Genomic DNA, 18,428 nt, shown 5'->3' on the forward strand with positions numbered 1-18,428 from the left:
GCGGCAACCGCCATGCGCCGCTGGAAGTCTGAACGCATCGTTGGCCTGCATGATCCGCAGGTCAACGAGCATCACCTGGAGTCCACGGGCCTGCCCGCAGACCAGCGTCTGCGCTTGCTCAGTTTCAACATCCAGGTCGGCATCAGCACCGAGCGCTATCGGCATTACCTGACCCGCAGCTGGCAGCACCTGCTGCCGCACAACGGCCGCTCAGGCAATCTGCAAAAGATCGGCGACCTGCTCGGCGACTTCGATCTGGTCGCCCTGCAGGAAGCCGATGGCGGCAGCCTGCGTTCGGGCTACGTCAATCAGGTCGAACATCTGGCGCAACTCGGCGCCTTCCCCTACTGGTATCAACAACTCAATCGCAACCTCGGCCGACTCGCTCAGCACAGCAATGGCGTGCTCAGTCGCCTGAAACCGTCGGCGATTGAAGATCACCCGCTGCCCGGCCCGAAAGGTCGCGGGGCGATTCTGCTGCGTTTCGGCGAAGGCCCGGAAGCGCTGGTGGTGGTGATGATGCACCTGGCCCTTGGCGCGCGAACCCGCAGCCTGCAACTGGCCTATATTCGTGAGCTGATCGGTGGTTATAAACACCAAGTGTTGATGGGTGACATGAACACCCACGCCAGCGATCTGCTACAACACTCTCCGTTACGCGATCTCGGCCTGCTGGCCCCGCAGGTGGAAGCGACTTTCCCCAGCTGGCGTCCTCAGCGTTGCCTTGATCATATTTTGCTCAGCCCGACCCTGACCCTGGAAAAGGTCGAAGTGCTGGCCCAACCGATTTCCGATCACCTGCCGGTCGCGGTAGAGATTCGTCTGCCGGGTTCGCTCACGGCCGATGCATTGCCCGCGTTGAGTCCTGCCCCTCGCGGAACCCCTGAATGAGCGACGACGCCCAGCGCTGGAAAGAGAAGTACCTCAAAAGCATCGAACAGCAGGACAAACTCGAACGCCGCTGGGCCGCCAGGCTCGACTTGCTGCGTCGCGGCCTGGTGCGCAGCACCTTGGCGGCTGAAGGTACCGACAAGGTCGTTGATCAGTGCATGAAAGAGATGCGCGACGTGGTGCGCACCGACGACATGGACGCCGGCCTCGCCGCCCTGTTGCCGCGCCTGGAAAAAGCCGTGCTCGATTCCGAGCAGCGCCGCGAAACCCGCATCGATCAGGTCAGTACCGCGCTGACCTCGCTGGTTACACAACTGCAGGCGTTGCCGTTGCCGCGTGAAGTCGCTCAGCCACTGAAGAAATTCGCCAAACAACTGGATAGTCGCGTCGGGTCGGCGCGGGAAATGCCATTGCTGTTAAGTGAGCTCAGCGGTTTGCAGGGCAAGGCGTTGAGTCAGCTCGATACCCCCGCTGAGCCGGAACGGCCGGGACTGTTGCAGCGTCTGTTCGGCAGTCGTGACAGCGAAGAAGCGCCAGCGACGCAATCACCCACGCCGCTTCAAGCCACGCCGCCACTGCAACCGCTTGCCCCAACGGCACCCGAGCCAGAGGCCGCGCAGCCTGCCCCAGTCGCAGCGATTGAAGCTGTGACGGCAGCTCCCGCCTTCGATCCGCCTACGCCTGTCGAAACAACGACGCCAGCCGCCCAGATTCAGTTGGAACCGGAACCGGCAGAAGTGGTTGCCTTTGTGCCACCGACTGTCGTCAACAAGGTCATCAGCCCTCCGGTCGAACCGCAGGCTGAACGCTTCGAACCTGAGCCTGTTTTTGCCCCGGTTCCCGCTCAGACTGAAGTCGCGCCTGCCGCCATCAATCCTGATGAACTGATCCACCCCGGCGACCCGACATCGCTGATCCTCGACAGCCTGCCCCTGCCCGAACCTATCGCGCAGGCACTGGCAGCCATCGACCCGGAACAATCCGAGCACGACATTCTCTTCGCCCTGCCCGATTCCCCCGAGCCTTCCTACAGCTCGGTGGCCAAGCACATCGAAGACACCCTGATCGGCCTCCTCGACGACCTGACCCTGCCGGAGCGCCACCGCCCGCAAGCCGAGGCCATGCGCGAGCGCCTCAAGCACGGCTTGAACTGGTACGAACTGATCCCGATCCTCGATGATCTCGCGACGTTGATGCTGGCGATCACCGACAGCGGCCAGCACGAATTCGAAGCCTATTTGCAACAGCTCAACGAACGCCTCGAAGCGTTCCAGAGCAACCTGCAAGCCGCCAGCGAAGGGCATGCCGACAACAGCTCGGCGGCGCGAGCGATGGACACGCAGATCCGCGAGCAAGTCGACGGCTTGCAGACCAGCGTTCAGGAAGCCGCCGATCTGGATGACCTCAAGCAAGTGCTGGAGAACCATCTCGAAGGCTTGATCGGCACCATGGATCAGCACCAGAAGCAGCGCGACACCCGCGAACAGGAAGTCGCCACGCGGCTCAAAAGCCTGTCCGAACGTGTGGCGCATATGGAACAGGAAGCCCAGGGCTTCCGCGAACACCTGGAAGTACAGCGGCAGAAAGCCCTGATAGACCCGCTCACCGGGCTGCCCAACCGCGCGGCCTGGAGCGAACGTCTAGAACTTGAGATCAAGCAGTGGCAACAGCACGGCAACACTCTGAGCCTGGCAATGCTCGACCTCGATCACTTCAAACGCATCAACGACAATTACGGCCATCTGGCCGGCGACAAGGTGCTGAAGATCATCGCCACGGTGCTGCGCAAACGCCTGCGCGGTTCCGACTTCATTGCGCGTTTCGGTGGTGAGGAATTTGTCCTGCTGCTGCCGGCGACTCCGCCTGCGCTCGGTGCGAAATTGCTGGAAACGTTGCGAGCGGCAATCGAAGCGTGTCCGTTTCACTTCAAGGGCGAGCGAGTAACGATCACCATTTCCATGGGGTTAGCGTCATTCCGTGCGGGAGAACACAGCGATCTGGTGCTGAAAAGAGCCGATCAGGCACTGTATCGGGCGAAAAACGCAGGACGTAATCGGGTCGAGCTCGGCTGAGCAATTTGTTCCATTTTGTTTAATTCCGCCCGCTGACCGTCGAGACGCAAGGCAGTACGTTACACTGTTGCATTACTGTCTTGCGTGTATTGCCTTCTGCCATGAAATTCTTTGCCCTCCTCGCTTCGTTGCTCGTTCTGGCTGGTTGTGCCAGCAACCCGCGTTACGACACCAGCCATCCTTCGGCCAATTTCGACAGCCGCGTCCAGTTCGTGATCGTGCACTACACCTCGGCCTCGCTGGAGCGCTCGCTGCAACTGCTGACCCACGGCGAGGTCAGCAGCCATTACCTGATCGGCGATGACAAGAGCGGCACCATCTACAAGCTGATGGACGAAAACCAGCGCGCCTGGCACGCCGGCGAAAGCCAATGGCAGGGCCGCACCTGGCTGAACTCAAGCTCAATCGGCATTGAAATCGTCAATCCGGGCTTCAAGGACACACCGACCGGGCGCCTGTGGTATCCGTACAGCGAGGCGCAGATCCAATCGCTGATCGTCCTGCTCAAGGACATCAGCAAACGCAACGGCATCAGCCCGCGCCACATCATCGGTCACAGCGATATCGCGCCGTTGCGCAAACTCGATCCGGGGCCGTTGTTTCCCTGGAAGCGTCTCGCTGCTGAAGGCCTGGGCGTATGGCCGAACGAACAGGCGGTCGCGCGTCAGCAAATGCTGTTCAACAGCGGCGAACTGCCGAGCATCAGCTGGTTCCAGGCGCAACTGGCGCACCTGGGTTACGACACCCCGCAGACCGGCGAGCTGGATGTCGCGACGCGCCACGTGCTGGCCGCGTTCCAGATGCACTTCCGCCCTTCGCGCTTTGACGGCACGCCAGACGCGCAAACGGCAGCACTCTTGCTTGTGCTCAATCAGACAAAATAATGACGCCCGCCCGACGGTCAGGGCGAAATTGCAATCAGCAGCTATAACTCATTGGTAATTCTTCGGATATTCCATGATGGTTGCTACCCGAGAGTCGCTGCGTAGCTGGTTTTATCGCCCCTGGTTTTTGGCGATGATCGCGGCTGTCCTCAGTGCCATCCTGCTGATCGCCGGCGGTATGTTCGTGGCGATGCGTCAGGTCGAGCAAAGTGAAAGTCAGGAAATGAACGCGCAAGGCGAACGTTTCCTCGCCCGCCTCGAACAATTGTTCGGCCAGTTGCGCGAAAGTCTCGACGACCTCGAAGCCCAGCCACTACGCAGTTGTGACGATGAAATGATCGCCACCCTGCAGCAAGTCACCTTCAATTATCGCTTCGTCTATGAAGCGGCTTATATGGACGCCTCGCGGATCTGCTCCAATCGTCCGCGTCAGGAAGGCCTGTCGGTGGTCCGCGCGCCGGACATCAAGGGCCCGACCTACAGCTATTGGCTGAATACCACCACCGAACCGGATGAAAACCGCGCGGCGCTGATGCTCGGGCGCGGCAATTTCCGCGTGGCCACTTCACGCGGGCACCTGACCGACATGGTCGATCTGTCCCCAGGCAGCAGCCTTTTGGTGGTGCTCGACCACGGTGCCCGGGCGATCCCGGTCCTCGGCACGGCGCAGACCTGGCCACCAACCGAACAGTGGCCACCGAAAAGTCGCGAGTCATTACAGGTCACTCAGACTCGGCTGATCTACCGCATGCCCACTGACAACCCGGAATATCAACTGGTGCTGATCACGCCGCGCAGCGGCATGCACATCCCTGCGATCTGGTGGTGGGTGGTTCCGGCCTGTCTATTGCTCGGCGCATTCGTAGGATTCTTTGTGTTTTTACTGGTGCGCCAGCGCCAGTCACTGGACGCCGAACTTCACGGTGCAATCCGGCGCGGCGAGCTGCAGGTGCTCTATCAGCCGATCTTCGACCTCGACAGCCGTAACTGCGTCGGCGCCGAAGCGCTGCTGCGCTGGCGCCGCCCCGACGGCACACTGACCAGCCCGGACCTGTTCATCCCCATGGCGGAAAATACCGGGCAAATTCGCCAGATGACCGACTTTGTCCTCCAGCGTTTGCTGGAACAACTCGGTCCGGTGCTGCGGGCCAATCCGCAGCTGTATATCTCGGTCAACCTGGCAGCATGCGATGTGATGGTGCCGCGCATCGGCCAGGTCATGGCGCGGCTGCTTACACTGCACCGGGTTGCCGCCCGGCAGATTGCCTTCGAGGTCACCGAACGCGGCTTGATTGATGTGGTGGTGGCGCGGGAAAACCTGCAAGCCTTGCGCGATGTCGGCCATCAGGTGCTGATCGACGACTTCGGCACCGGCTATTGCAGCCTCGCCTACCTGCAAACCCTGCCGGTCGACTGCCTGAAAATCGATAAAGCCTTTATTGATGCGCTCGGCCACGATGCGGCGAGCAGCGGCGTCGCCCCGCACATCATTCACATGGCTCAGGCACTGGATCTTAAGGTGATTGCCGAAGGCATCGAGCTGGAGTCACAGGCCCAACTGCTCAGCAGCGAAGGCGTCAAATTCGGCCAGGGCTGGCTGTTCGCCCATGCCCTGAGCGCAGTTCAGTTCATTGAGCTGATCACTCGCGGGCGACGTCTTGCCGGGCGCCGGATGGACGACGAAGCCTAAACAGCGAGCGCCATATAGAACTGCGTGCCCTGCCCCGGCCGCGAGTAAACGCCCATGCGTCCGCCATGCAGCTGGACGATTTCCTTGCACAGCGCCAGGCCGAGTCCGGCGCCGCCCTTCTTGCGCCCGACCTGCACGAACGGCTCGAAGATCCGCCCTTGCTGGCCATAGGCAATGCCCTCGCCGTTGTCTTCGACGCTGATGATCACCCGCTCGCCATGCCGGCGTGCCTGCAAGCGGATCTGACCGTCGCGGGCGGTATGGCGCAAAGCGTTGTCGATCAGGTTATCGAGTACGCGATCGAGCTGCGTCTGGTCGGCCTGCAAACGCGGCAACGGCCCCTGCACTTCGACATTCAGGGCGATGCCCTTGTCCGCCGCCGAGTCGGCAAAGCGCAGTTGCGCCTGCTCGAGCAAGTCCTCGATGGAGCATGGCGCCAACGTGAGTTTCTGCAAGCCATTCTGATAACGCGAGAAGTTGAGCAAGTCATTGATCAACTGCATCAGGCGCTGCATTTCCTCATTCACGGTGTCGAGCAGATCAGCCTCGCGGGACTCCGCTGGAAACTTCGCCCGTTCACGGAACAGTCCGAACGCCATGTGCATGCCGGTGACCGGTGTGCGCAGTTCATGGGAGGCGCGCAGGACGAATTCACTGCGCACCCGCTCGAAGGCGCGCTGCTCGGTGACATCGTGCAAGACCATCACTGCGCCGAGGATATGACCTTGCGTGTGGCTGACCGGCGTCAGACTGTAGGTCAGCAGGCGCGATTCGCCGTCGACCTCGATGGCCAGGTCTTCCGGCGCCCGCTCGAGAGTGCCGCCGCGCAGAACCAGTTGCAGTTGCGCATCCAGTTCTGGCCGCTCAAGCGCCGTACCCAGCCCTTGGCCGAGACGATCATCGTCCCAACCCAGTTGCCGTTGGGCGACCGGATTGAAGTGTTCCAGATGCCCCTGACGGTCGATCATCAGCAAGCCGTCATCGATGCTGTCGAGCACCGCCTGCAAGCGTTGCTGGCCGGCGAGCAATTCGTCGACGTTGGTCGCTTGATGCTCACGCAGCGCTTCGGCCATCAGGCCAAAGCGCTTGGTCAGTTGATTCATTTCCATCGCCGAAGAAATCGGCAGGGTCACTTCAAAGTTTCCTTGGCCGATATTGTCCGCCGCCTGCGCCAGCGCCTCGATCGGCGCGCCGAAACGCCGGGCAATCCCGTGGGCGGTGATGAAACCGATGATCAGCACCGCTAATCCGACAAATCCCAGTAGACCGGCGATCAACAAAGCGCGATCACGTGCCTCATGTTGAACCGCGTTGATGTTGTCCAGCGCATGTTTGTGCTCGGCGATGAGACCGTTGCGCAAGGTGTTGAAGCGCTCTCTGAGTTCTGCGCTGCTGCTCATCGAATTGGCCGGGTCACGGGACAGATCGAACGCCTGCAGGAAACTGAGGTAATCCGCTTTGGCCTGACTGAATCCGTATTGCCGGCGGTCACCCTCTTGCTCCTGAGCGATGCCCTCATCAAGCAATTTGAAGTAATGCTGTTTCGACGCTTCGAAGGCGACCGGGTCAGGTTTTTCCGCCAGCATGATGATCAACTGATCACCTAGCGTCTGTCGCAGCTTGAGGCCCAAGTCGAGAGTGACGAAGTTGCTGCGCACCAATGCCTCTTGAGTGCCGGCCATCTGCATCACGCTGACCAGCCCGAGCAGCAGTCCGAGCAGGGCCACGGTGATCAGCGCGGAAATGCTCAAGAACAAACGGGTCCGCAACTTCATCGCCAGTTTCATCGCCCGGCGCTCACAGGTTGTACTGCTTGCGCTTGCGATACAGGGTCGAGGCGTCGATGCCCAGGGTTTTCGCCGCTTGATCCAGCGTGCCGGCGGTGGCGAGCACCGCGCCGATATGGGCTTTCTCCAATTCGTCGAGACTCAAAGCCGCACCGACTCTTGGCGCATTGTTGGCCGGTTGCTCGGCCATGCCGAGGTGACTGATTTCCACGCGTTCCTGCGGACAGATGATGCTCGCGCGCTCGACAACGTTGCGCAGTTCGCGAATGTTGCCCGGCCAGCGGTAGCCGAGCAGCGCCTCACGCGCCTCATCACTGAAACCCCGTGCCGGGCGCGCGTACTCTTTGACGAAGCGGGCGAGGAAGCGATCGGCCAGAGTCAGAATGTCCTCAGCACGCTCGCGCAGAGGCGGCAAGTGCAGGGTGATGACGTTCAAGCGATAGAGCAGATCTTCACGGAAACGACCGTCGCGGACCATGTCTTCGAGGTTGAGGTTGGTTGCCGCCAGAATGCGTACATCGGCGCGACGGGTGACCGGATCCCCTACCCGCTCGTATTCCTTGTCTTGAATAAAACGCAGCAACTTGGGTTGCAATGTCAGGGGAAAATCGCCGATCTCGTCGAGAAACAGCGTACCGCCGTCAGCCTGATTGACCCGGCCCAGCGTGCTTTCACTGGCGCCGGTAAACGCACCGCGACTGTGGCCGAACAGCTCGCTTTCCATCAGTTCGGCGGTCAATGACGGGCAGTTGATGGTTACGCAGGATTTCTTCTCGCGTTTGCTCCAGCCATGAATCGCTCTGGCTAGCTCACCTTTACCGGTACCGGACTCGCCGAGGATAAGAATGTTTGCGTCGGTGCCGGCGACCTGACGAGCTGTTTCCAGGACGACTTTCATCGCCGGGCTGTGGGAATCGAGACCGTCCTTCGGCTTACGGATTTCGCCTTCCAGCGCTTCGAGGCGCGCCGACAGTTGGCGCACTTCCAGTTGCTTGGCAGTGGCCAGACGCAGTTGATCAGGGCTGCATGGCTTGACCAGATAATCGGCAGCGCCGGCCTGGATCGCATCGACGGCAGTGTCGACGGCCGAATGCGCGGTCACGATCACCACGCGCATCCACGGCGCCTGAATGCGCATTTGCGCCAGTACGTCGAGACCGTTGTCTTCACCCAGACGCAAATCAAGGAAGCACAGGTCGAAGACCTGGCGTTGCAACAATGCTTCGGCCTGAGCCGCACTGTTGGCGGTGGCCACCGTATAGCCCTCGTCTTCGAGGCAATAACGGAAAGTACGCAGGATGGCGGATTCGTCGTCCACCAGCAGAATGCGGCCTTGATGCTCAGTGGCAGATTCCATTTTTCCTACGCTCCATAGTGATTGGTCTTGGGTTAGTCCCGGAAAAATCGGGCAAGTTGCATGGTTGATTCTGAACGATGCCAGCCATAGGAGGGTAGCTCTCTCCTGCCATTACGGCCAAGTTGTTGGTTTTGTTGATTTTTTAAACAATCACCGACTTGCAGGGCATTCCCTGCATACATTTCTGACATCTGCGCCCTGCTCTCAATTCCATAAGAATGAAATCTCCTACGAAAAAATCGTGCATTGCGCACGATCCAAGATGACCTATCGTGCAGGATGCGTCGTCATCGCTTTTCGAGACAGATATAACTTATTGATTTTATTGAGTATTTTTCAAATAAAAAACTGGCATGCAGGCTGCAATACCTTACTCAGCCCGGGCAGAACATGAACTGCCCCAACCGAATAAGAGTGAGGAACCCAGGATGACTCGCCCACGTGCCGCCCAAGTGCGTATCTCGCCACTGCATATCCAGCAAGGTCTGTTTGGCGTATTGGCGCTGTTGATCACCCTGATCGCCTGCCAGCAATACCTGCGCTGGGAAAACAGCCAGCAGGTTGAGCCGCTGATCTCGATCCAGCACAGCACGCAAACGCACTTCAGCGCCGTCAGCAGCAGCCAGGCTGAGAGCGCCTCGATGCGCATGATGGACGTCGACCAGGCGCAGCCACTGGATCAACTGCCACGTGAAGAGCGTTGGGTTTTCTAAAGAACACATGAATTCGGGCGCGCAGCGCCGGAACACGTAACACCCCTAAATAGAGAAGTAAGGAGAATCACCATGTTGAGCTGGGCAATTACATTCTTGATCATTGCCATCATCGCTGCAGTACTGGGCTTCGGTGGTATCGCGGGCACCGCCACGGGTATCGCCAAGATTCTCTTTGTCGTGTTCCTGGTGATGTTCATCGCTTCCTTCTTCTTTGGCCGTCGCGGCCGAGGTTAACGATGACTGTTTTAAAGACACTGGCAGCCGCCCTGCTTCTGGGCGGTAGTGCCATGGCGATGGCGGCCAATGACGGCCAGACGCGGGTCAACGAACTGTTGAGTTCCGACCCGCAGTATCGACAGACCTGGGAAGGCGTGGTGAGGAAGGAAGAACGCCTGCCGGAATGGGTGATGAATCTCTCCGGCGCGCCTGACCAACAGATGAATGCCGTGACTGAAGATGGCGACAAGTATCTGGTCGGCCCGCTCTGTGAATCTGCAGACAAATGCCTGAACCACCGCTTGATCGTCGCGTTCAGTTTCGACAAGAAAGACGCTTACGCCATGCTCGTCGATGTGCCTGAGGGACTGCCGGCTGACAAGTCGCCTACGCGACATGCCACCTATCGCTTCCTCGGCAAACCCGATCAAGGCATGCAGGATCTGCTGATGGAAACCCTGAAGAAAGATCCGAAGTGGTACTGATTTGAACATGAGGGCAGCGCCCTGCTGCTCTCCATTGCGCCCACCTGAGGAAGGCCGGCGCATGACCAAGGGGCCGGGACGTTCTGACTGTTGCAGGGTCGGAGTGACCTACGGGTACAGGGAGTGCCTGCGCAAGGGCCGGGTCAGGGTAAAAGCTGCGTCGCAGGTTCGCCGACCCACAGCGGTTCGACGGACTTGCGCTGAGCTTTCAATCGAGCAAAACATTGATCCAGAGCGTCCAGCTCATCTTTTTTATCGCTGACACTGCGCGCGAAAACATTACGCGGTGTTTCACGGCGACCGTATATCGACAAAGAGACCTGTTAAACAAGAGGACTTCTAGTCTTGCTGCGTAGGCTTTTTCCTAAATTTTTTGTCGAATTTTCTCGTTTAAAAAATAACCAACCTACGCTGTGATGGCCGGTTCACGGCACTTATGCCGGCCGAAATGTCACAATCGAACCGGTTGGGACGCCCGTTTCATTTAAAAAAGCTCATGCCGATTCGGCATAGGGTAGGCGTTTACGGCATTAGACGGCGCAACCTTGCATCGGAATAGTTGCGCCTTTTTTCGCCTGCCGAAGAGCCGTAATCACGCGCTTCGGGGCACCTTATACGGAGGCAGATGCACAGACTTTTCCGCTAATGAGCGTTCCAGTTCCTGCATGTGCCTGAGTCAAACGCAAGTAAGGGTAAAGATAATGAAGAAGGCAAAAATTAGCCTCGCCTGGCAGATCCTCATCGGTCTGGTTTTGGGTATTGCAATTGGTGCGTTGCTCAACCACTTCAGTGCCGAAAAAGCCTGGTGGATCAGCAACGTCCTGCAACCGGCAGGCGATATCTTTATCCGTCTGATCAAGATGATCGTGATCCCGATCGTCATCTCTTCCCTGATCGTCGGCATCGCCGGCGTGGGCGACGCCAAGAAGCTCGGGCGTATCGGCCTGAAGACGATCATCTATTTCGAAATCGTCACCACCATCGCCATCGTCGTCGGCCTGCTGCTGGCCAACCTGTTCCATCCGGGTGCCGGCATCGACATGAGCACCCTGGGCACGGTGGACATCTCCAAGTACCAGGCGACCGCTGCCGAAGTACAGCATGAACACGCGTTCATCGAGACCATCCTCAACCTGATTCCGTCGAACATCTTCGCCGCCATGGCCCGCGGCGAAATGCTGCCGATCATCTTCTTCTCCGTGCTGTTCGGTCTCGGTCTGTCGAGCCTGCAGTCGGACCTGCGCGAGCCGCTGGTGAAGATGTTCCAGGGCGTCTCGGAAAGCATGTTCAAAGTCACCCACATGATCATGAACTATGCGCCGATCGGCGTGTTCGCCCTGATCGCGGTGACCGTCGCCAACTTCGGCTTCGCATCCCTGGTGCCGCTGGCCAAACTGGTGATCCTGGTCTACTTCGCCATCGCCTTCTTCGCCTTCGTGGTGCTGGGCCTGATCGCCAAGATGTTCGGTTTCTCAGTGTTCAAGCTGATGCGCATCTTCAAGGATGAGCTGGTGCTGGCCTACTCCACCGCTTCCTCGGAAACCGTGCTGCCGCGCGTGATCGAGAAGATGGAAGCCTACGGCGCACCGAAAGCCATTTGCAGCTTCGTGGTGCCGACCGGCTACTCGTTCAACCTCGATGGTTCGACCCTGTATCAATCGATCGCGGCAATCTTCATCGCTCAGCTGTACGGCATCGACCTGTCGATCAGCCAGCAATTGCTGCTGGTGCTGACCCTGATGGTCACCTCCAAAGGCATCGCCGGCGTACCGGGCGTGTCCTTCGTGGTGCTGCTGGCCACCCTAGGCAGCGTTGGTATTCCGCTGGAAGGCCTGGCGTTCATCGCCGGTGTCGACCGCGTCATGGACATGGCCCGTACCGCCCTGAACGTGATCGGTAACGCGCTGGCCGTGCTGGTTATCTCGCGCTGGGAAGGCATGTACGACGACGCCAAGGGCGAGCGCTACTGGAACTCCCTGCCGCACTGGCGCAGCAAGGAAAAACTGCCAGCAGGCGAAATCTCCAAGCCGTAATGCAAAACCCTGTGGGAGCGAGCTTGCTCGCGAAGAGGCCGGTACATTCAACAATTATGTTGATTGACACACCGCCTTCGCGAGCAAGCTCGCTCCCACAGTGACTGATGCAAGGCTTGCCAACGAACCCCGGAGAAATCCGGGGTTTGTCGTTTCTGGTGACCCCGCTATCATTCGCGGCATTCTTCGGGGGATTTGACTGATGCTTAATGGCCTGTGGCTTGGCTTCTTTATCGTCGCAGCCGTGTCGGCGCTGGCGCAGTGGCTGATCGGCGGCAACGCCGGGATCTTTGCGGCGATGGTGGAAAGCATTTTCGCCATGGCCAAGCTCTCGGTCGAAGTCATGGTGCTGCTGTTCGGCACGCTCACCCTGTGGCTGGGCTTTCTGCGTATCGCCGAGAAGGCCGGCATCGTCGAGTGGCTGGCCAAGGTACTCGGCCCGCTGTTCCTGCGGCTGATGCCGGAAGTCCCGGCCGGTCACCCTGCCCTTGGCCTGATCACTCTGAACTTCGCCGCCAACGGTCTGGGCCTCGACAACGCGGCCACGCCCATCGGCCTGAAAGCCATGAAGGCGCTGCAGGAGCTCAATCCCAGTGCCACCATCGCCAGTAACGCGCAAATCCTCTTCCTGGTGCTCAACGCCTCCTCCCTGACCCTGCTGCCGGTGACGATCTTCATGTACCGCGCCCAGCAAGGCGCGCCGGACCCGACGCTGGTGTTCCTGCCGATTCTGCTGGCCACCAGTTGCTCGACGATTGTCGGCTTCCTCTCAGTGGCGTTCATGCAGCGCCTGCGGATCTGGGATCCGGTGGTGTTGGCCTATCTGATTCCGGGCGCCCTCGCCCTTGGCGGCTTCATGGCGCTGCTGGGCACTCTCTCGGCGACGGCTTTGGCCGGATTGTCGTCGATCCTCGGTAATCTCACGCTGTTCGGGTTGATCATGCTGTTTTTGATCATCGGTGCGTTACGCAAGGTCAAGGTTTACGAAGCATTCGTCGAAGGCGCTAAAGAAGGCTTCGATGTCGCGAAGAATCTGTTGCCATATCTGGTGGCGATGCTCTGTGCGGTCGGCGTACTGCGTGCCTCCGGCGCACTGGATTTCGGGCTCGACGGCATTCGTCATCTGGTCGAGTGGGCCGGTTGGGACACGCGGTTTGTCGATGCGCTGCCGACGGCGATGGTCAAACCGTTCTCCGGCAGTGCGGCGCGGGCGATGTTGATCGAGACGATGCAGACCTCGGGCGTCGACAGCTTCCCGGCGCTGGTCGCGGCGACGGTGCAGGGCAGTACTGAAACGACGTTCTATGTACTGGCGGTGTATTTCGGCGCGGTGGGGATTCAGCGGGCGCGGCATGCGGTGGGGTGTGCGTTGCTGGCGGAGTTTGCGGGTGTGGTTGGCGCGATTGCCGTCTGCTACTGGTTCTTCGGCTGAACAAAAATCCAATGTGGGAGCGAGCCTGCTCGCGAAAGCGGTGTGTCATTCACATTGATGTGTCTGACACGACGCCTTCGCGAGCAGGCTCGCTCCCACAGTGATTGTGTCGGCTTAAGGTTTTGGGGGGGCCAGTTTCTGGCCTTGATCTACGGCCCAGGCCACGACTTTCGCGGTCAGGCGATCACTGGCCTGGCCAAACCCGGCCACCACCGACGGTACCTGTACATCGTTCAGAGGCTGGCGCTCTTCAAAGCGGCGGCTGGCCAGAATCCGCTGGTCATAGCCACGCACCAGCAACGCATCAACCCGCACCACAACGCTGGCCTGTGCTCCCTGATATTCAGTCTGAAACGCCTGCAAATTCCCGCCCAACTCCAGATCCGCAGCAAAGTTACTGTCATCGGTACTCAGCAACGTCACCCGACCGTCGCGTGCAAACCCGTCCAATAGCCGATTGCGCACCAGCACCGGCGCCGGATCACTCCAGCGCGAGCCTTTGTAGCTGCTGATCACATCGCCCTGTGGAATCACCGCAATCGTCGGCCGGTTCAACGCTTCGCTGGCCTGCAACTTGTTCAGCCGCAGCGACCAATGCTGAGTCGTCGCCGGACTGGCCGAGGCGGGCGTCTGGGCGGTTGGCAGGCGATAGACATCCGATGGCTCGGCCTGGGGCAGAATCGAACATGAGCTGATCAAGGTGAAGCCGGCGAGGAGGGCAAGTCGAGTCAGCTTCATGGCGTGAATTCCTTGTTCTTGTCACGGCCCAGCAGGTAGCCGCTGGGGTTGGCCTCGAGGCGTTGCGAGATGGCGCGCAACGAAGTCAGCGTCTCGCGCAGTTCGCGGATCGCCGGGGCCAGGCCATTGAGGCCCTGCATGCCGTTGTCGAGGGAGTTTTCGTTTTTGCTCAGCAACGTGCTGATGGTTGTTGTGCTTTGCTCCAGCGACTTCATCGCCTGCTCGGCACTGCCCAAAGCCTGCTTGCCCTGATCGTTGATCAAGCCGTTGGCGTTGCGCATCAGCAGCGAGGTCTGTTCGAGCATGCTGCCGGCCTGTTTGCCGACCGTCGCCAGTTGCTGCATGGCTTGCTTGATGTCACCGCGCTGATCGTTGATGGTGCCGGTGGTCTGCTCCAGATGGGCGAGGGTTTTGCTGACGCGCTCGACGTTTTCGGCGGAGAACATCTGGTTGGCGTTCTGCAGCAGCGCGGTAATACCGGACATCAAATCGTTGCTGTCATTGAGCAGCCGCGAGATCGGCGAGGGCGAGGCGACGATGGTCGGCAGATTGCCGTCGTGGCCACGCAGCTGCGGACTTTCGGGCGTGCCACCGCTGAGCTGGATGAGCGATGTACCAGTGATCCCGGCCAATGCCAGTTTGGCCTGCGTGTCTTCTTTGACTGGCGTGTCACCGGCCAAGCGAATCCGCGCCAGCACCCGTCGCGGATCTTTCGGATCAAGGCGCAGGGTGATCACATCGCCGACCTTGATCCCGCTGTACTGCACCGGGCTGCCCTTGGACAGACCGGTGACCGCCTCGTTGAAGACAATCTCGTAATCCTTGAACTCGGTGTCGACGCTGGACTTGGCCAGCCACAGGCCGAAGAGCAGGGCGCCTGCCACGACAATCACTGAGAACAGGCCGATCAACACATGATGGGCTCGGGTTTCCATGTCAGACCTCGTTGAGCAATTTGGCGGCGTCCAGCGCCGAGCGGCCGCGCGGGCCGTGGAAGTATTCGTGAATCCACGCGTCGTCGGTTTCCGAAACAACGTCGATCGGGCCGGCAACCAGCACCTTCTTCTGCGCCAGTACGGCCACGCGGTCGGTGATGGTGTAGAGCGTGTCGAGGTCGTGGGTCACCAGAAATACGCTCAGACCCAACGCATCGCGCAGGGTCAGAATCAATTGATCGAACTGCGCCGCGCCAATCGGATCGAGGCCGGCAGTCGGTTCGTCGAGAAACAGGATGTCCGGATCCAGCGCCAGGGCCCGGGCCAACGCCGCACGCTTGATCATGCCGCCGGACAGCGATGCCGGGTATTTGTCCGCCGCCGACAGCGGCAGTCCGGCCAGTGCCAGCTTCACTGCCGCCAGGTGCTCGGCATCGTTGCGGCTGAGGCCGGCGTGCTCGATGAGGGGCAGGGCGACGTTCTCGGTGACGGTCAGCGAGGAGAACAGCGCGCCTTTCTGGAACAAGACGCCGAAGCGTCGTTCAACCATCGAACGCTCGTGCTCCGACAGACTCGGCAGGTTCTTGCCGAACACTTTCACCATCCCTTCGCTGGGCCGGCGCAAACCGACAATGCTGCGCAACAGCACCGATTTGCCGCTGCCGGAACCGCCGACCACGGCAAGAATCTCGCCTTTGTACAAATCCAGATCGAGGTTCTCGTGCACGCTCTGGCTGCCGAAGCGATTGCACAGGCCACGGACTTCGATCACCGCCTCCGAGGGCGCGCGGGGTAGACGACTCACCAGCCCATCTCCATGAAGAACAGTGCGGCCACCGCGTCGAGCACGATCACCACGAAAATCGATTGCACCACGGCCGACGTGGTGTGCGCGCCGACCGATTCAGCGCTGCCGCTGACCTTGAAACCTTCCAGGCAACCAATCGCGGCAATCAGGAAAGCAAAGACTGGCGCCTTCACCAAGCCCACCAGAAAATGCTGAATGCCGATGTCCGATTGCAGCAGTGACAGGAACATCGCCGGCGAAATATCCAGCGACACCGCGCAGACCACGCCGCCGCCGATGATCCCGCAGAGCATGGCGAGAAAGGTCAGCATCGGCAGCGCCACCAGCATCGCCAGCACACGCGGCACCACCAGCAACTCCATCGGGTCGAGGCCGAGGGTGCGGATCGCGTCGATTTCTTCGTTGGCCTTCATCGAGCCGATCTGCGCGGTGAAGGCACTCGCGGTGCGGCCGGCCATCAGGATCGCCGTGAGCAGCACGCCGAACTCACGCAAAAACGAGAAGCCCACCAGGTCCACTGTAAAAATCGTCGCGCCAAAACTGGCCAGCACCGTCGCGCCGAGAAACGCCACCACCGCGCCGACCAGAAAGGTCAGCAGCGCCACGATCGGCGCGGCGTCGAGACCGGTCTGCTCGATGTGCGCGATCATCGGCGTGATGCGCCAGCGCTTGGGCCGGAACAGGCCACGGGCGATGGTTTCCAGGATCAGGCCGATGAAACCCAGCACTTGCAGGGTGTCTTGCCAGACCTTTTCCACGGCGCGGCCGATCCGGGTCAGCAATTGCACGCTGACGCTGACTTCCGCTTCCTTGATCGGCACGCAGAAATCCGTCATCGATTGATACACGGTTTGCAGCAGCGCGCGGTCGGCGGAGGAGAGCGTGCAATCGGGATGTTCGGCGGATTTGCCGAGACGCTCGGAGCCGAGCAGTTCGACCAGCAGCGACGCACCAGCGGTGTCGAGGGCGCCGAGGCTATTCAGATCAATCGACGTGTTGGCGTCGTACTGGCCGTGGAGCTTTTCGCTCAGCGTCTTCAGCTCGGCGTAATGGGCAAGCGTCCAGTCCCCGGTAACCCGCAGGCGGGCAGGGCTGATCGATGTGTCCAGTTGGGCATTGCCGCTGATCGAGCTGCTGGTCATAAGCTCCGTGCTTGTTCGGTTATCAGGCGAACTAACGTAATAGCACGAACGCGGTTACTTTTCTTTGATCGCTGTGCTGTCCGTGACTTCGAAGCGCAGCACGCCGATCACCTGGCCATCCTCGGTCAGCACCCGCACCTGCCACTTGCCCGCCGGATTGCCGGGGAAGTTCTGCTTGTGCGTCCACGCGCGGTAGCCTTCCTTGCGCCCGCCGTGGATATCGAGGGCGATGCGGTCGACCTCTTTGCCGTTGAACTGCCAGACGTGGTAAATCCGCTCATCGAGCCCGCGCGGCGCATTGATCGCGGTGTAGGCGTAGAGCCCGCCGTTACGGATCTGCTCAGCACTGACTTCATCGAGGCTGGCACCGGGGGTGCGATCTTGCATTTGCGTGCTGATCGCCACGTCGGTCATCCACAGCGTCGCCGGCGGCACCCACGAGCGCAGCGCCCAACCGACGCCGCCAATGCCGACGGTGATGCACAGGATCGCCAGGGCATTGCGCACCGTGCGAATCGGGAAGATCGACGCCAGACTCGGGAACGACAACAACACGGCAATGCCCAGCGCCCATTTGAAGCTCTGCGCCGTGGTCAGGTGCATGATCACTGGCAACGCAGTGAGCAGGGCGGCGAACAGGGTCAGGGTGTGCAGCGCGAGAAACGCCCAGCGCCGTGGCGCCAGCCATTTGTAATAGAGCGGATCGACGATGGAGATCAGTGCCGCCACGCTGAGCAGGCCAGTGAAGAACAACTGGCCGCTGTTCCACGTCGTGGTGATGAAGAAGAACGGCAGAACGAAAAACAGGCTTTCCTGATGGATCATCTGCGTGGCGTAACGCAGCAGCGGCTGGGGAATCTCGCGTTTGAACACGCGGGTGAAGAGGCCGGTGAGGGTATTTTCCAGCATCAGCCAGATCCAGCTGAGCAGCATGATCACGGTGATCCAGCTCGCCAGTCCCTGCTGGCGGTCGACCATGATGAAACTGCCGACGCCGGAGATGAAACCGCCAAGCGCAATGACCCCGGGATAGCGCTTCATCAGTTCGAGAATGCGCTGGATCAGGAGCTGTATTTTCGGCATTTGGGCGGTTCACGACTTGAGGGGAAAAAACCTCGACAGAGTAGCGCCCGCCGGGCGTTGTGGCGAGGCTGCCGGTCAGTAAATTCACCACCTCACCCTGTGGGAGCGAGCCTGCTCGCGAATGCGGTGGGTCATACAACATTGCATTGACTGACACGA

16 protein-coding genes are annotated in these 18,428 nt (G+C 60.2%); 9 read left to right on the forward strand and 7 right to left on the reverse strand.

Translation table 11 applies throughout. From position 1 onward, the window contains the following. Window positions 1-12: 12 nt before the first annotated feature. The 4 genes from L8H52_RS27815 (at window position 13) to L8H52_RS27830 (ending at window position 5,537) form a co-directional block, all read left to right on the forward strand. A complete protein-coding gene (locus L8H52_RS27815) occupies window positions 13-891 on the forward strand; it encodes an endonuclease/exonuclease/phosphatase family protein (protein ID WP_007911779.1) in 879 nt (292 codons plus the stop codon). Next, a complete protein-coding gene (locus L8H52_RS27820) occupies window positions 888-2,963 on the forward strand; it encodes a GGDEF domain-containing protein (protein ID WP_242209727.1) in 2,076 nt (691 codons plus the stop codon). Before L8H52_RS27815 ends, L8H52_RS27820 begins: the two co-directional genes overlap by 4 nt. 101 nt (window positions 2,964-3,064) lie before the next feature. After that, complete coding sequence (locus L8H52_RS27825) at window positions 3,065-3,847, forward strand: N-acetylmuramoyl-L-alanine amidase (RefSeq protein WP_242209728.1); 783 nt, start codon at window positions 3,065-3,067, stop codon at window positions 3,845-3,847. A 76-nt stretch (window positions 3,848-3,923) separates the two neighbouring features. Beyond that, on the forward strand, window positions 3,924-5,537 hold the full coding sequence (locus L8H52_RS27830; RefSeq protein WP_242209745.1) for an EAL domain-containing protein: 1,614 nt from the start codon (window positions 3,924-3,926) through the stop codon (window positions 5,535-5,537). On the opposite strand, the gene L8H52_RS27835 is transcribed toward L8H52_RS27830, so the two are convergent. Further along, window positions 5,534-7,324 (reverse strand): KinB sensor domain-containing domain, encoded by a 1,791-nt coding sequence (locus L8H52_RS27835; protein WP_242209729.1) that lies wholly within the window; start codon window positions 7,322-7,324, stop codon window positions 5,534-5,536. The two genes, L8H52_RS27830 and L8H52_RS27835, sit on opposite strands and share 4 nt — an antisense overlap. 10 nt (window positions 7,325-7,334) lie before the next feature. Further along, a complete protein-coding gene (gene algB, locus L8H52_RS27840; protein ID WP_047297450.1) occupies window positions 7,335-8,681 on the reverse strand; it encodes a sigma-54-dependent response regulator transcription factor AlgB in 1,347 nt (448 codons plus the stop codon). A gap of 428 nt (window positions 8,682-9,109) precedes the next feature. Here algB and L8H52_RS27845 point away from each other — a divergent pair, with 428 nt between their 5' ends. From L8H52_RS27845 to L8H52_RS27865, 5 genes are all read left to right on the forward strand, one after another. Beyond that, the gene (locus tag L8H52_RS27845; RefSeq protein ID WP_242209730.1) at window positions 9,110-9,394 is read left to right on the forward strand and encodes a hypothetical protein; all 285 of its coding nucleotides are present in this window, start codon (window positions 9,110-9,112) and stop codon (window positions 9,392-9,394) included. 72 nt (window positions 9,395-9,466) lie between these two features. Beyond that, on the forward strand, window positions 9,467-9,631 hold the full coding sequence (locus tag L8H52_RS27850; protein WP_003177151.1) for a DUF1328 domain-containing protein: 165 nt from the start codon (window positions 9,467-9,469) through the stop codon (window positions 9,629-9,631). Between the two features lie 2 nt (window positions 9,632-9,633). Then, on the forward strand, window positions 9,634-10,098 hold the full coding sequence (locus tag L8H52_RS27855; RefSeq protein WP_242209731.1) for an inhibitor of vertebrate lysozyme family protein: 465 nt from the start codon (window positions 9,634-9,636) through the stop codon (window positions 10,096-10,098). 701 nt (window positions 10,099-10,799) lie between these two features. Continuing rightward, entirely contained in the window at window positions 10,800-12,131 is a 1,332-nt protein-coding gene (gene gltP / locus L8H52_RS27860) for a glutamate/aspartate:proton symporter GltP (protein WP_242209732.1), read from the forward strand. A gap of 202 nt (window positions 12,132-12,333) precedes the next feature. Next, window positions 12,334-13,563 carry a spore maturation protein gene (locus L8H52_RS27865; RefSeq protein ID WP_242209733.1) on the forward strand — a complete coding sequence of 410 codons (1,230 nt, stop codon included), beginning with the start codon at window positions 12,334-12,336 and terminating at the stop codon, window positions 13,561-13,563. 114 nt (window positions 13,564-13,677) lie between these two features. Here the strand turns inward: L8H52_RS27865 and L8H52_RS27870 are convergent, their stop codons facing one another. From L8H52_RS27870 to L8H52_RS27890, 5 genes are read right to left on the reverse strand one after another with little or no spacing between them, the layout of a single operon-like run. Beyond that, window positions 13,678-14,301 carry an ABC-type transport auxiliary lipoprotein family protein gene (locus L8H52_RS27870; protein ID WP_242209734.1) on the reverse strand — a complete coding sequence of 208 codons (624 nt, stop codon included), beginning with the start codon at window positions 14,299-14,301 and terminating at the stop codon, window positions 13,678-13,680. Beyond that, complete coding sequence (locus L8H52_RS27875; protein ID WP_242209735.1) at window positions 14,298-15,236, reverse strand: MlaD family protein; 939 nt, start codon at window positions 15,234-15,236, stop codon at window positions 14,298-14,300. Before L8H52_RS27875 ends, L8H52_RS27870 begins: the two co-directional genes overlap by 4 nt. A 1-nt stretch (window position 15,237) precedes the next feature. After that, the gene (locus tag L8H52_RS27880) at window positions 15,238-16,041 is read right to left on the reverse strand and encodes an ABC transporter ATP-binding protein (RefSeq protein ID WP_236428152.1); all 804 of its coding nucleotides are present in this window, start codon (window positions 16,039-16,041) and stop codon (window positions 15,238-15,240) included. Continuing rightward, window positions 16,038-17,186: an ABC transporter permease gene (locus L8H52_RS27885; protein ID WP_242209736.1), complete on the reverse strand. Its 1,149-nt coding sequence runs from the start codon at window positions 17,184-17,186 to the stop codon at window positions 16,038-16,040. The genes L8H52_RS27880 and L8H52_RS27885 overlap by 4 nt, the downstream gene beginning before the upstream one ends. 54 nt (window positions 17,187-17,240) lie before the next feature. Next, a complete protein-coding gene (locus tag L8H52_RS27890) occupies window positions 17,241-18,269 on the reverse strand; it encodes a DUF5924 family protein (RefSeq protein WP_242209738.1) in 1,029 nt (342 codons plus the stop codon). Window positions 18,270-18,428: the final 159 nt, after the last annotated feature.

Origin of the sequence: Pseudomonas sp. CROZ-RG-20F-R04-15 (assembly GCF_022662375.1) — a bacterium.
GTDB lineage: Bacteria > Pseudomonadota > Gammaproteobacteria > Pseudomonadales > Pseudomonadaceae > Aquipseudomonas.

Coding starts and splice junctions, on each gene's coding strand:
- L8H52_RS27815 (WP_007911779.1), top strand. CDS start 13: ATGCGCCGCTGGAAGTCTGAACGCATCGTTGGCCTGCATGATCCGCAG.
- L8H52_RS27820 (WP_242209727.1), top strand. CDS start 888: ATGAGCGACGACGCCCAGCGCTGGAAAGAGAAGTACCTCAAAAGCATC.
- L8H52_RS27825 (WP_242209728.1), top strand. CDS start 3,065: ATGAAATTCTTTGCCCTCCTCGCTTCGTTGCTCGTTCTGGCTGGTTGT.
- L8H52_RS27830 (WP_242209745.1), top strand. CDS start 3,924: ATGGTTGCTACCCGAGAGTCGCTGCGTAGCTGGTTTTATCGCCCCTGG.
- L8H52_RS27835 (WP_242209729.1), bottom strand. CDS start 7,324: ATGAAACTGGCGATGAAGTTGCGGACCCGTTTGTTCTTGAGCATTTCC.
- algB (WP_047297450.1), bottom strand. CDS start 8,681: ATGGAATCTGCCACTGAGCATCAAGGCCGCATTCTGCTGGTGGACGAC.
- L8H52_RS27845 (WP_242209730.1), top strand. CDS start 9,110: ATGACTCGCCCACGTGCCGCCCAAGTGCGTATCTCGCCACTGCATATC.
- L8H52_RS27850 (WP_003177151.1), top strand. CDS start 9,467: ATGTTGAGCTGGGCAATTACATTCTTGATCATTGCCATCATCGCTGCA.
- L8H52_RS27855 (WP_242209731.1), top strand. CDS start 9,634: ATGACTGTTTTAAAGACACTGGCAGCCGCCCTGCTTCTGGGCGGTAGT.
- gltP (WP_242209732.1), top strand. CDS start 10,800: ATGAAGAAGGCAAAAATTAGCCTCGCCTGGCAGATCCTCATCGGTCTG.
- L8H52_RS27865 (WP_242209733.1), top strand. CDS start 12,334: ATGCTTAATGGCCTGTGGCTTGGCTTCTTTATCGTCGCAGCCGTGTCG.
- L8H52_RS27870 (WP_242209734.1), bottom strand. CDS start 14,301: ATGAAGCTGACTCGACTTGCCCTCCTCGCCGGCTTCACCTTGATCAGC.
- L8H52_RS27875 (WP_242209735.1), bottom strand. CDS start 15,236: ATGGAAACCCGAGCCCATCATGTGTTGATCGGCCTGTTCTCAGTGATT.
- L8H52_RS27885 (WP_242209736.1), bottom strand. CDS start 17,186: ATGACCAGCAGCTCGATCAGCGGCAATGCCCAACTGGACACATCGATC.
- L8H52_RS27890 (WP_242209738.1), bottom strand. CDS start 18,269: ATGCCGAAAATACAGCTCCTGATCCAGCGCATTCTCGAACTGATGAAG.